At 60.2% G+C, this 12,316-nt stretch carries 11 protein-coding genes and 2 pseudogenes; 9 read left to right on the plus strand and 4 right to left on the minus strand.

Features of this window, described 5'->3' with window-relative positions:
- The first annotated feature begins 5 nt into the window (after positions 1-5).
- From nirB to K7H22_RS16940, 7 genes and pseudogenes are all read left to right on the plus strand, one after another.
- The gene (nirB, locus tag K7H22_RS16910; protein ID WP_230802062.1) at positions 6-2,435 is read left to right on the plus strand and encodes a nitrite reductase large subunit NirB; all 2,430 of its coding nucleotides are present in this window, start codon (positions 6-8) and stop codon (positions 2,433-2,435) included.
- A complete protein-coding gene (gene nirD, locus K7H22_RS16915; RefSeq protein WP_230802063.1) occupies positions 2,432-2,761 on the plus strand; it encodes a nitrite reductase small subunit NirD in 330 nt (109 codons plus the stop codon). Before nirB ends, nirD begins: the two co-directional genes overlap by 4 nt.
- Positions 2,761-5,391: a nitrate reductase gene (locus tag K7H22_RS16920; protein ID WP_230802074.1), complete on the plus strand. Its 2,631-nt coding sequence runs from the start codon at positions 2,761-2,763 to the stop codon at positions 5,389-5,391. The genes nirD and K7H22_RS16920 overlap by 1 nt, the downstream gene beginning before the upstream one ends.
- Complete coding sequence (locus K7H22_RS16925) at positions 5,388-6,338, plus strand: glycosyl transferase family protein (RefSeq protein WP_230802064.1); 951 nt, start codon at positions 5,388-5,390, stop codon at positions 6,336-6,338. The genes K7H22_RS16920 and K7H22_RS16925 overlap by 4 nt, the downstream gene beginning before the upstream one ends.
- A 23-nt stretch (positions 6,339-6,361) precedes the next feature.
- Positions 6,362-7,750, plus strand: a complete 1,389-nt coding sequence (cysG, locus tag K7H22_RS16930) for a siroheme synthase CysG (RefSeq protein ID WP_230802065.1) — start codon at positions 6,362-6,364, stop codon at positions 7,748-7,750.
- A gap of 61 nt (positions 7,751-7,811) precedes the next feature.
- Positions 7,812-8,101: pseudogene (locus K7H22_RS16935) on the plus strand (DDE-type integrase/transposase/recombinase); the annotation flags it as partial.
- 271 nt (positions 8,102-8,372) lie between these two features.
- Positions 8,373-8,615 (plus strand): hypothetical protein, encoded by a 243-nt coding sequence (locus K7H22_RS16940; protein WP_230802075.1) that lies wholly within the window; start codon positions 8,373-8,375, stop codon positions 8,613-8,615.
- Here K7H22_RS16940 and K7H22_RS16945 read toward each other — a convergent pair whose 3' ends face one another.
- Positions 8,616-9,407, minus strand: coding sequence for a Crp/Fnr family transcriptional regulator (locus K7H22_RS16945; protein ID WP_230802066.1), 792 nt, complete (start codon positions 9,405-9,407; stop codon positions 8,616-8,618).
- Positions 9,408-9,597: 190 nt separating this feature from the next.
- Between K7H22_RS16945 and K7H22_RS16950 the strand changes: the two genes are divergently transcribed.
- Together K7H22_RS16950 and K7H22_RS16955 are read left to right on the plus strand one after the other, a co-directional pair.
- A complete protein-coding gene (locus tag K7H22_RS16950) occupies positions 9,598-10,059 on the plus strand; it encodes a host attachment protein (RefSeq protein WP_230802067.1) in 462 nt (153 codons plus the stop codon).
- Positions 10,056-10,961 (plus strand): Crp/Fnr family transcriptional regulator, encoded by a 906-nt coding sequence (locus tag K7H22_RS16955; protein WP_230802068.1) that lies wholly within the window; start codon positions 10,056-10,058, stop codon positions 10,959-10,961. The genes K7H22_RS16950 and K7H22_RS16955 overlap by 4 nt, the downstream gene beginning before the upstream one ends.
- Before the next feature lie 10 nt (positions 10,962-10,971).
- Here K7H22_RS16955 and K7H22_RS16960 read toward each other — a convergent pair whose 3' ends face one another.
- The 3 genes and pseudogenes from K7H22_RS16960 to K7H22_RS20255 all read right to left on the minus strand — a co-directional run.
- A complete protein-coding gene (locus tag K7H22_RS16960) occupies positions 10,972-11,190 on the minus strand; it encodes a hypothetical protein (RefSeq protein WP_230802069.1) in 219 nt (72 codons plus the stop codon).
- Positions 11,191-11,313: 123 nt separating this feature from the next.
- Entirely contained in the window at positions 11,314-11,961 is a 648-nt protein-coding gene (locus tag K7H22_RS16965) for a BON domain-containing protein (RefSeq protein WP_230802070.1), read from the minus strand.
- Positions 11,962-12,104: 143 nt separating this feature from the next.
- Positions 12,105-12,212 (minus strand): annotated as a pseudogene (locus K7H22_RS20255) (IS5/IS1182 family transposase); the annotation flags it as partial.
- Between the last annotated feature and the right edge of the window lie 104 nt (positions 12,213-12,316).

A 12,316-nucleotide genomic window follows, 5' to 3' on the forward strand; every position in this document is an offset into this window, starting at 1 on the left:
AAGACATGACCCTAAAACTCGTTATCGTCGGGGCCGGGATGGCCTCAGGCAGAGTGATCGAACACTTGGTCGAAGAAAACCCGGATGCCTTCGACGTCACCCTTTTTAACGCCGAGCCGCGCGGGAACTATAACCGCATAATGCTGTCGCCCGTTCTGTCCGGCGAAAAGACCTATGACGAGATCGTCACTCATGACGAAGACTGGTATGCGCGGCATGGGGTGACCTGCCGTTTTGGCGAACATGTGATTGGCATCGACCGGGACCGAAGGGTTGTTATCGGGCAGAAAGGTGAAGTCTCTTACGACAAGCTGATCATCGCCACCGGATCGGCCCCTTTCATCATCCCGGTTCAAGGCAAAGATCTTCCCGGAGTCATCACCTACCGCGATCTGGACGATACAAACGCCATGATCAAAGCGGCGCAAGAGGGTGGCAAGGCGGTGGTGATCGGCGGCGGGCTCTTGGGGCTAGAAGCCGCGGCGGGCCTGGCTGAGCGCGGGATGCAGGTCACGGTGGTTCATCTGATGGGCCACCTGATGGAACGCCAATTGGACGAGGCCGCCGGATACCTTCTGCGGCGCGATCTGGAAAAGCGGGGCATCACCATCCGCACACAAGCCTCGACCAAGGCGATCATCGGCAACGGCCAAACCGAGGCGGTCCTGTTGGAAGGCGGTGAAACCCTTCCAGCCGATTTGGTGGTCATGGCGGTCGGCATCCGGCCCGAAACCCGGCTGGCTAGCGATACCGGACTCGAGGTCGCGCGCGGGATCGAGGTGAATGCGCAGATGCAGACATCTGATCAGGATATCTATGCCGTCGGAGAATGCGTGGAGTTCGGTGGGCATCTCTTCGGCCTTGTCGCGCCGCTTTACGATCAGGCCAAGGTGCTGGCGCAAACCCTGCTGGGCCAGCCGGAAGCCTTTGTCGTCAAGGACATCGCAACCAAGCTGAAGGTCACAGGTTGCGATCTTTTTTCCGCTGGGGATTTTGCCGAGGGGCCGGGACGCGAGGATATCGTATTTCGAGACCCGTCGCGCGGCGTCTACAAACGGCTGGTGATCGAAGGCGATCGGCTGGTCGGCGCGGTCATGTATGGCGACACCGCCGACGGCACCTGGTTTTTCAGTCTGATCAAGGACGGCACCAAGATCGAAGAGATGCGCGAGACGCTGATCTTCGGCCCTGCCTTCCAGGAAGGTGCCTCTGCGGACCCTCTGTCAGCCGTTGCAGCATTGCCGCCTGAGGCGGAGATTTGCGGCTGCAACGGCATTTGCAAGGGGACTATCACCAACGCCATCGCAAGCGGCGCGACCGACCTAGGTGCGGTGCGCGCGCAAACCAAGGCCAGCGCCTCCTGCGGCACCTGCACCGGCTTGGTCGAGCAGCTCTTGCAGGTCACGCTTGGCGACGATTTCCAGATGCCGACAGCACAGCCGGTCTGCGGTTGCTGTGATCTGACGCACGAGGACGTGCGCCGCCTTATCAAGGCTCAGGAACTGAAATCGCAGGAGGCCGTCTGGCAGGAACTGGGCTGGAAGTCGCGCAACGGCTGCCATGTCTGCCGACCGGCGGTGAATTTCTATCTGCTGGCCGACTGGCCGCTAGAGTATCGAGACGATCCGCAAAGTCGTTTCGTCAATGAACGTAAGCACGCCAATATCCAGAAGGATGGGACGTTCTCGGTCGTGCCTCGCATGTGGGGCGGCATCACAAACGCGGCTGAGTTGCGTGCGATTGCCGATGCAGCGGATAAGTACAACGTGCCGACCGTCAAGGTCACGGGTGGGCAGCGGATCGACCTGCTGGGCATCAAAGGCGAAGACTTACCCCATATCTGGGCTGATCTGAACAAGGCCGGTCTTGTGTCCGGTCACGCCTATTCCAAGGGACTGCGCACGGTAAAGACATGTGTCGGCACGGATCACTGCCGCTTTGGCACGCAGGATTCCACCGGGCTTGGTATCAAGCTTGAGCAGATTCTGTGGGGTTCATGGACGCCCCACAAGGTTAAGCTGGCCGTCTCTGGCTGTCCGCGCAACTGCGCCGAAGCAACTTGCAAGGATGTGGGCATCATCTGTGTCGACAGCGGCTATCAGGTAGGCGTCGCGGGTGCCGCCGGCATGGATTTGAAGGAAACCGAACGTCTCGTGGATGTCCCAACCGAGGCAGAAGCCATTGAATGGACCGTCGCCTTCATCCAGCTCTATCGCGAGAACGCCAAATACCTTGACCGGCCCTATAAATGGGTCGCCAAAGTAGGGCTGGCCTGGGTCAAGGAACGGCTAATCGACCCGGTGGAACGCGCGCGACTGGTCGACGCGTTCGAGCTGTCACAATCATTCTTTCGCAAAGACCCATGGGCCGAACAGGCAAAACAGGCCGAGCGGTTCCAACCGCTGGCAGATCTCACACTGGAGGCCGCGGAATGAGTTGGATCGACATCTGCGCCATAGACGACATCCCCTTGCGCGGCGCGCGCAAACTGAAAACAGCCTTGGGGTGCGTTGCGGTTTTTCGGACTGGCGAGGAAGAGGTCTTTGCGGCCTCCGACACCTGCCCACACAAAGGTGGGCCGCTGTCCGAAGGCATCGTGCATGGACAATCCGTAACCTGCCCGCTGCACAATTGGGTGTTTGATCTTAATTCCGGGCACGCACAGGGTGAAGATGGGCGGATCGCCACCTATCCCGCGCGCACCGAGGCGGGGCGTGTGCTGATCGACGTGGCGCGTCTGGCGACACGGAGTGCGGCATGATGGACGGTTTGGGACTGCCTGAAATCCGGTCCACCTGCCCCTATTGCGGCGTAGGATGCGGTGTGTTGTTGCGCCCGGACGGTCAAGGCGGTCTCGACGTGCGCGGAGACCCCGATCACCCAGCCAATTTCGGGCGGCTGTGTTCCAAGGGCTCGGCCCTAGGCGAAACCGTGGGGCTAGAGCAGCGTCTGCTCGCCCCTCGTGTGAAAGGGCAGAACAGCGACTGGGACAGTGCTTTGCAGCTAGTGGCAGACCGGTTTTCCCAAACCATCGCGGAGCACGGCCCCGACAGCGTGGCATTCTACGTCTCGGGTCAATTGCTGACCGAGGATTACTACGTCGCCAACAAACTCATGAAGGGCTTTATCGGGTCGGCCAATATAGACACTAATTCGCGACTTTGCATGGCGTCGAGCGTCGCGGGACACAAACGCGCCTTTGGCACCGACACTGTGCCCGGCACCTACGAAGACCTCGACGAGGCGGACCTTGTTGTATTGGTCGGCTCGAACCTTGCCTGGTGCCATCCTGTACTCTATCAGCGCGTGCTAGCGGCTCGAAAGTCGCGGGGCACAAGAATCGTGGTGATCGACCCGAGGCGCACTGCCAGTTGCGATGGAGCAGACCTGCATCTGGCGCTGCTGCCCGGTTCTGACGTGGCGCTGTTCAACAGGCTCTTTACCGAGATTCATGCACAAGGCGCCACCGATGCCGAATTTCTGTATCACACCAACGGCTTCAAAAATGCCTTGGATGCCGCCGAAACCGACGATTGTTCTGTGACGGGCTTGAGCGAGGCGCAGATCAAGACGTTCTGCAACCTTTGGATTGGGACCGAAAACGTCGTCACGATCTATAGCCAAGGCGTGAACCAATCCACATCTGGTTCCGACAAGGTCAACGCTATCTTGAATTGTCATTTGGCCACGGGCCGCATCGGCAAGCCCGGCTGTGGCCCTTTGTCAGTAACTGGCCAGCCCAATGCAATGGGCGGTCGTGAGGTGGGTGGATTGGCCAATATGTTGGCCTGTCACCTTGATCTGGAGAACGCAGACCACCGAGCGGCTGTCCGCGATTTCTGGCAGGCGCCGCGCATCCCCGACGGGCCGGGCCTAAAGGCCGTGGATATGTTCCAAGCGGTGGGCGACGGACGGATCAAGGCACTGTGGATCATTCACACCAACCCTGCCGTTTCCATGCCGGAGGCCGATGCGGTACGGGATGCCATCGCGGGTTGCGACTTCACTGTAGTCAGTGACATCACGGCGCAAACCGACACTGCGCGTCTGGCCGATGTAATCCTGCCGGCAACCGCCTGGGCCGAAAAAGAGGGCACCGTCACCAATTCCGATCGCACCATCAGCCGCCAGCGCAGCGTTCTGCTTGCTCCGGGGCAAGCGCGCCCCGATTGGGACATCCTGTCTGAAGTAGGACGACGTATGGGCTTTGCAGCACCTTTCGATTATGCATCTCCCGCCGAGATATTCCGTGAATACGCCGCTCTGTCCGCGCTTGGCGGTCATTTTGGGCGCGACTTCGACATTTCGCTTCTCGCAACGCTGAGCGATGCAGGTTACGCTGGGATGGTGCCGCAGCGCTGGCCGATTACCGCAACCCGCGAAGGCGGGCGGTTCTTTGCAGATGGCGCGTTTTATCATGCCGACGGCAAGGCACGCTTTTTACCCGTAAGATGGCATCCCCCCGCAGCACGGACAGAGCCCCGCTTTCCATTCCGCCTGAACACCGGACGGTTGCGCGACCAGTGGCACACTATGACGCGCACGGCTCTGAGCCCGCGCCTTGCCGCACACTTACCCGAGCCCTTTGTGGATATTCACCCCGAAGATGCCGCGCGGTTCTCGATTTCGCCTGCCGATCTTGTCCGCCTGACCAGTCCGGTCGGCACAGCGATCCTGCGCGCGCACATTACTGACACGGTGCAACCCGGGCAGCTGTTCGCCTCCATGCACTGGACCGGAGAAACCGCACCCTCAGCTCGGATAGATGCACTGGTCCCGGCGGCCACTGACCCGGTGTCGGGTCAGCCGGAGAGTAAAGCCGGTGTTGTGGCGCTCCAGCGGTTCGAGGCGGCGTGGTATGGCTTTGCCGTCTCCGGTTCGGCCATGGTCCCTAATTGCGCTTATTGGGCACAAGCACGTACACACAATGGGTATCGAGCGGAGCTCGCCGGGCTCGAGGAAATCGTGGATTGGGAAGCCGAAGCGCGTCGGCTGTTCGCAGCGCCAGAGGCCCTTGCCACCATCATGACCGATATCAGCCGCGGCGTTGCCAGGGTTGTGCTGCACCAGCAGGGGGTGGTCAAGGCGGCCCTTTTCGTAGAACGTCAGCCCGTCGCGGTGATGCGCGATTACCTTACAACAGTTCCGGGCACTGCGGGAGATGGCGTGCTGACGGGTACGCCCCCCACTGATGTGCCCGACCCCGGACCTGTGCTCTGTTCGTGTTTCGGGATCGGGGTAAGAACGATCCTCGACGCGATCGAGGGAGGAAAGGTTGTGAACGTCGACGCGGTCGGCGCGGCGCTTGGCGCGGGCACAAATTGTGGTTCTTGCCGACCCGAGATTTCCGCTCTGTTGGACAGGGTGTTGCACCGGGAGGCAGCGGAATGACCCTTTCTGACCATGTCCGCATCCTCGGGCGCGGCCCCGGACGCTCGCGCAGCCTGACGCGCCAAGAGGCGCGGGACGCCATGCAACTAATGCTGTCAGGCAAAGCCGCGCCAGAAGCTGTCGGCGCCCTATTGATGCTGTTGCGCATGAAAGGTGAGACTGCCGAGGAAATCGCCGGGTTTGCCGAGGCCGCGGTGCAAGCCGCTCCGGCGCTGCCGCCAGTCGATCTGGATTGGCCCAGCTATGCGGCTGGGCGCACGCGCGGGCAGCCCTGGTTCCTGTTGTCGGCGAAACTGGTCGCGCGGCACGGGCACCGTGTTTTAATTCACGGCTGGAACGGCAGCGATCAGAAAGTGCGCGAAGGCCTGGCGCAGGCCGGAATCGGCCTCGCACAGACACCAGATGAGGCGACGCGTCTGCTGGAGCGGGACAAGATTGCTTATCTGCCGCTTGAGAACATGCATCCCGCGCTGTTTCGGTTGCTCACACTGCGCGACGTGCTGGGGCTGCGGTCTTGCATCAATACAGTGTGTCGGATGCTCAACCCGGGCCAAGCGCGCACCAGTGTGCAGGGTGTGTTTCATCCCTCCTACCGCTTGCTGCAAACGGATGCCGCGGCTCTGCTGGGCTGGTCTGCTCTCTGCGTCATCAAGGGCGGCGGCGGCGAATTCGAGCGCCATCCCTCAAAGGACATCGTGGCCTTTGGTCTGCGTGACGGGGCTGCATGGCAGGAGACTTGGACCGCCCTGTGCACGGAAACACGCAGGTTGGCCGCGCACCAGAACCTGCGCGTGAGCAATCTGTGGCAAGGCCCAACAAGCCCAGAATTCGAAGCCCAAACCGTTCTTGGAACTGCCTCGCTTGCCTTGCGCACCTTGGGCATCACCGAGTCCGACGCCAGAGCGCAAGCGCTCTGGACAGACCGCCACCGAGCGGATGCTGCCTGAACTATCCGCAAAGGAGACGCGTCATGAAAGCCTTCCCGATGTTTGTCCGCACCACTGGCCGCCGCGTCGTGATCGTGGGCGGAGGAGAGCAAGCCGCCCAGAAAGCTAGGCTCATGCTCAAAACCGATGCACAACTGGTTCTGGTCGCTGAAACGCTGGAGGATGAATTGAAGGGCTTGGTCGATGAGGGCCGGGCGGTTCATACGCACTGCCTTGGTGTTGCGGTATTCGATGATGCGGCCATGGCCTTTGTCGGCACCGGGTGTCCGGGGCTGGACGCGGCGGCGCATGCGCTGGCCAAGGCGGCGCGTTGTCCAGTGAACGTGGTGGACCAGCCCGATCTTTGCGACCTAACAACCCCCGCTATCGTCGACCGTGATCCGCTGGTGGTTGCGATCGGATCGGAAGGCACGTCGCCGGTTCTGACGCGTGACATCAAGACTCGGTTGGAACAGATGCTGCCGCAGAATATCGGCGGCCTGGCGGCGCTCGCTGGACGTCTGCGACCGTCGGTCAACGCGCGCGTACCGCGCGAACAGCGCCGCGCACTTTGGGCCTGGGTCTTCAAACGCGGACCGCGAGATGCGTGGATCCGAGGGCAGGAACGCGATACCGCCCGCGCCATCAAGGCAGCCATTGAGGCAGGTGCGCCACCAAAAGATGCAGCGGCAGGTCATATCTGCCTTGTGGGTGCAGGCCCCGGCGCACGAGATCTGCTGACCCTGCGCGCCGTAGAGCGTTTGCAGGAAGCAGATGTAATCTTTTATGACCGCCTCGTTGATGAAGAGGTTCTTGAACTCGCGCGGCGTGACGCAGAGCGGGTGTTCGTCGGCAAGCATGTTGGAGCGCATAGCTGGCCGCAAGACCGCATTAGCCAGATCATCGTCGCAGAAGCGACCAAAGGCAGGCGCGTGGTACGTCTCAAATCCGGTGATCCAGGTATCTTCGGGCGCGCCACTGAAGAAATGGATGCGGCGCACGAGGCGGGTATTCCAGTAGAACTCGTCCCCGGTGTCACAGCGGCTACAGCAGCTGGGGCAGCCTTGGGCACAAGCCTTACGCAAAGGGATGTTTCAGACGTCTTAATTCTGGCGACCGCTAGCGGCTGTGCGTCCGATCCCGACCTTGATGCAACACGGCATTCCGGTCCCGGAACAACAACAGCGATCTATATGGGCGTCCACCATTCAGCGCGCTTGGCATCTGAATTGATGGCCAAGGGTTTGGCCGCCGATACGCCGGTCCAGGTTGCGGTACAGGTCTCAAAGCCGGGCCAGATGCTTGTGAATGCCACCTTGGGGACCCTCGCCGAAACGCTGGAGGCGGGCCAAGTCAAAGGATGTGCGTTGATCGTCGTCAAGTGGCCCAAATCACGCGCGATGGAGGGTTCTGTCGCAAACTTTGCTTCTTGACCCGAGTATCCTGAAGAATCGATGGTTTCAGCCTGCCGAAGCGACATTCGGAGGTCGGAAGATGATCACGTCAAAAGGTGCGCACTTTCCAAAGGAGGTCATCCTGTTCACGGTCTTCTTCTATGTCCGCTATACAGTGTCGTATCGAGACCTTGAGGACATCATGGCCGAGTGTGGTATTGCCATAGATTATGCCACGCTGAACCGCCGGGTCGCCAATTAGTTGCCTTTGTTCGGCATCAATGCCCGACGCCGAACACCCCCACTGAGCGATCTTGGCGCATGGACCAGACTTACATCATAGTGAAAGGCAAATGGGTCTACCTCTACCGCGCCGTCGAAAAGCTCGGCCTCCCCGCAGTCGAAGACTTCGTGGACCGTCGCATCGCAATGCTTACGAAGCGAGATGACCGCATGACAGGCTGCGAGATCATCCTGGACGCAACGCAGAAGAAGAAACGACATGGCCGCGTCCTCTGGGTCAGGCTCAACCTGCATCTGCCGGGTCCCGATCTATCGATTTCGCAAGGTCGTTCAAGGCAGTGCGCAGGACGACCTGAACCTCGCCGTGAACCGCGCCTTTACCGCCGCAGAGAAGGCTTAGAAGAAGCGCAGGAAGTTTATGGCCGGAATGAAGGTCAAGCATCACCCCCCTGCCCTGCACGGCGAGATCATCGAACTGGAGCCGGAGCTTGGCCATGGCTGGCTCGAAGCCGATGACGGACGGAAGGTCTATTTCCAGCCCGACAGTCTCATCTGGCTGGACTGGGATCGTTTGCAAACGGGCACGAGCCTGAGGTTTCGCGAAATATCGGGAGAGAAGCGACCCTATGTAGCAGCCGTGACAGTTGCCGAGCGCGCGTGATCAGGTTTTCAGCCTTTCTTCCCGCAGAAGGTCTTTCACGCTAGGCAGCCCGCTGATGTCGTCTTCGCCAGCTCTCTTCGCCAACAGGTTGAAATCCCGGACGAGCATTCGGTCGGGTTCGAGGATACTGATTTCATCAGCGTCCTGCAGCGCATGAAACGCGCGGGAGACGGATTCCGGTCTCGTGCCGAGAAGATGGGCGAGATCCTTGCGGCTGATCGGAAGCCGGACTTCCGTTCCACGCTGTGTCTCCTCGATGATGTGATCGATGGCGGAGAATCGGGACCTCATGAGCAGGAGGAAGCCCGCAATCCGGCTGACGATCTTCTGGTTCGACAGGACTATCATCCAGTCGCGGGCGCGGTCGAGTTCGTTGAGAATGTTCAGCATGACAGCCCGATCGAGGTCGGGCGACCGCATCAAGAGCGCCTCGAACTCCGCTCGGGGAAATGCGCAGATCTCGACATCGGTCGCCGCCTCGATCGAGAATTCCACTGCGCCATCGAAAGCACGCCCGAACATGTCGCCTTCGAACAGTAGCCCGACGATATGCTGGCGACCGTCGACGAGACTCTTTTGCATGCGCAGGATGCCTGAGAGCACGTATCCCAGAAAATCTGTCTTCTCGCCATCCTGGACAACGGTCTGGTTGGTCCGGTAGGACCGCACACGGCACATGGCGTCCAGCGCCGCCCGGGTTTCCCCATCAATTTCATGAAAAGGTAATAAGCGCCCATCGGGTCCGCAAGTTGTCTTCACAGCGTCACTTTTTTCCTCAGCAGTGCCCGTCAACCTTTGGCGGGGTCCGTCGAGTTCCCTTGTGTGTTTCGTCTATGTCGATGATCGCAACGCTACTGGGACCTCTCGGATTTGTCTATCGATGGATTCCCGCACGGTACGACCTAGCGTTGACACCTATCAATGACTTTCGACCGCGAGTCCGCTTCCCTGCTGTTCGAACAATGCGCCTTGGGAGGGGGATATGGCACAACAGAAGACTTGGGCGCTTGTAACCAATGGGGTTCGCGCGCGGATTCTTCGCGCATTGGAGGACGACGCCGGCGATGAGCCGATCGAACTCATCAGCAAGGCCTCTTCCACCCACCTCAGGGACATTATGTCCGACAAGGCCGGCCGCAGTTTCGCATCGGATGCCAACGGGCGCCGCTCGGCGATGGAACCGGGGTCGGATCCGATCCTGCGCGACATGGAGGACTTCGCGCGAGAGACCCTAGCGACTCTCGACCGCCACCTGCGTGCCAGACACCTGACGCGGCTGGCAATCTTCGCCACCCCGAAGATGCTGGGGATCCTGCGGCAGCAAATGCCCGCGCCCCTCCACGATGTGGTGATCCTCGAACAGGATCTCAACCTGATCAACCTGCCCGGGGCCGACCTCCGAGACGCCGTCATCGACGCATTGCGCGAGGAGCGCGAGGTATGATCCAGCGCGAAAGAAATCTGCCGTCGGGGAGCATCGGGCCGCGCCATCTGCCGGTTCACACCGCAACACCATGCAGGAACTGCCCACTCCACCGCGCTTATCTGTGTCGTGCGATATTCGATAAAGGTGCACACAATACCTCTCCGCCGCAGCTTCGCCACTATGACAAGGGGAAGCTGATCGTCGAACAAGGGACGCTTCTCGGTTTCCTCGGAGTGATCCGACGCGGCTACGCGCGCTGGTCGGATTTCAGGATTGACGGAAGGCGCATCCTATTTGGTCTTGCCGTGCCAGGCGACATCGCCGGGGCACTTCCCGATCAGCCATTGGCCCTCGGCTTCGAGGCGGCAACTGATCTCGAAATCTGCATCTACGATATCCGCAGTCTGAAGTGGCACTTTGCGGAGAATCGGCAATTCCGACAGCAGTTGCTGCGCGAAGTCGACACTCAGTACCATCGGTTTCTGGGGGGCATCTGGCGTTACGGCACGTTGAACAGCCGCGAGCGAATCATCGCGTTCCTCGTCAAGGCGACCGAGTACATGCCGACCGAGCCGCTTCCCGATGGTAGCCTTGTCCTGACAATGGAAATCGAGCGCCGCGATTGGGCCGACTTGACCAACGCGGCCGTGGAGACGATCAGCCGAACACTGCGCTATCTGGAAGAGAAGGCGTTGCTCACAAGCATCTCGCCATACCGGTTTCGAATCCACGACCTGGAACGGCTGGCGTTGATCGCAGGCGTGGAACTGCCCCGCCGACAGAGACTTGAGAGATTGCCGCCTGCAACCTCGACGAAGCTTTGCGACACCGAAAAACTCCGCACGCCGATGACAGCCGTCAATGCCTCGCGGACATCCATTGAGAGCCGCAGCGCGCTTGCGCCGACAGACGGATCGTAAACATGATATCTCAAGGCATAGGCGGGATGTGCCAAGTCCCGCGAAGTTCTGCCACAAGGTCACGCGGAAGACCGTGGTATTCCGCGATATCCTCATCGGTCAGCCCGTAGTCGACGAGAGCTGAAAGTACTGCGCGCGGCAACGAGCCCAGCGTCTCTGCGATCCTTCGGCGCCGGTTCTCGTCAATAGACGGATCGTTCAGATCGTCATCCGGCCTGCTTTGCGTCAAGCAACCTCCACAATGGACAGACCCGCGAGCAAACAGTGAAAGCCACCCACCGTACTACAGCATTTCGGGCCTGCAGCGAACTCACGCCGGCGACGTACAAGCCGCCGGCGTAAATGCCACCTGTCACTGTACAGAGAGGCGATCAACGACATTGGTCACGCCGGGCGCCGCCCAAGCGGCGCGCTCGGCACTTCTCCGCTCGCCAAGGTATCGGACCTTTCCCTCCAACGTGACCGTACCGTCCCGGACCGCAACCCGGATTCCCGAGGCGTCTAGTTCAGCATCTCGAAGCAGCGCCTTTTTGATCCGGTCGGTCACATCCTCGGCCCGCACCGACGGTGTGACCTTGAGATGATTGTTGATCCCGGTCACACCAGTCAGTCGGGAAATGGCGCGCACCGCAGCGTCAGCTTGATATCGCCACTCGACCTTGCCTTCGAGAGTCACGCGGCCTTTGGCAACAGTGACAAGCACCTTGTCCTCCGGCACGGATGTGTTCCATTTCAGCATATTAACGATCCGCTTCGCGATCTCGTCATCAGCCGTGATATGCACACCGATCGGACGCACTTCGATCTCGTCCGCGATTGCCCGCACGCCGATGACGTTTTCGACGATGTCCATCGCCGTGATCTTGTCGCTGTAACTCCGAACGTGGCCGGTTAGGGTCACAACCCCTTGATCCACAGCCACACCGATTTCGGCAGCATCGATGCTCGGCTCGAAATCGAGCTCTTCGATAATGTCCAATCTAAGTTGCTTGTCGGTCATCTCTCTCACTCCTTCCAAGAACCAACACGTTGCATGATGAGCGCGGCAAACCATCTCGGCATTGACCGCTCTCAATTGCCGTTGAAACGTCCTTCCCGGGTTGACGGAAGGAGCCGGCTTGCATCGGCTTTCTTCAAAGGGACACCAGTCGGCGGCTGCACCCGGGCCATGTTCGGCTCGAACCAGATCGTCAGGGAGCCACGCCGCTTGAGAGCTTTGAACCGCTCCGGGTTTACGGGAGAGTTTCTGGTTCAATGATTACGCTGCTTTTTCATCAACGTTCAAGTTTGCGTAGAATGCCTCCTCTGCTTCGCTCGGTGTGATGTATCCGATGGCGCTGTGCAGGCGCGTCTTG

The sequence above is a fragment of the Seohaeicola saemankumensis genome, assembly GCF_021021435.1.
GTDB lineage: Bacteria > Pseudomonadota > Alphaproteobacteria > Rhodobacterales > Rhodobacteraceae > Seohaeicola.

Coding starts and splice junctions, on each gene's coding strand:
- K7H22_RS16940 (WP_230802075.1), top strand. CDS start 8,373: ATGGCCGGAATGAAGGTCAAGCATCACCCCCCTGCCCTGCACGGCGAG.
- K7H22_RS16955 (WP_230802068.1), top strand. CDS start 10,056: ATGATCCAGCGCGAAAGAAATCTGCCGTCGGGGAGCATCGGGCCGCGC.
- K7H22_RS16965 (WP_230802070.1), bottom strand. CDS start 11,961: ATGACCGACAAGCAACTTAGATTGGACATTATCGAAGAGCTCGATTTC.
- K7H22_RS16925 (WP_230802064.1), top strand. CDS start 5,388: ATGACCCTTTCTGACCATGTCCGCATCCTCGGGCGCGGCCCCGGACGC.
- K7H22_RS16950 (WP_230802067.1), top strand. CDS start 9,598: ATGGCACAACAGAAGACTTGGGCGCTTGTAACCAATGGGGTTCGCGCG.
- K7H22_RS16920 (WP_230802074.1), top strand. CDS start 2,761: ATGGACGGTTTGGGACTGCCTGAAATCCGGTCCACCTGCCCCTATTGC.
- cysG (WP_230802065.1), top strand. CDS start 6,362: ATGAAAGCCTTCCCGATGTTTGTCCGCACCACTGGCCGCCGCGTCGTG.
- nirB (WP_230802062.1), top strand. CDS start 6: ATGACCCTAAAACTCGTTATCGTCGGGGCCGGGATGGCCTCAGGCAGA.
- nirD (WP_230802063.1), top strand. CDS start 2,432: ATGAGTTGGATCGACATCTGCGCCATAGACGACATCCCCTTGCGCGGC.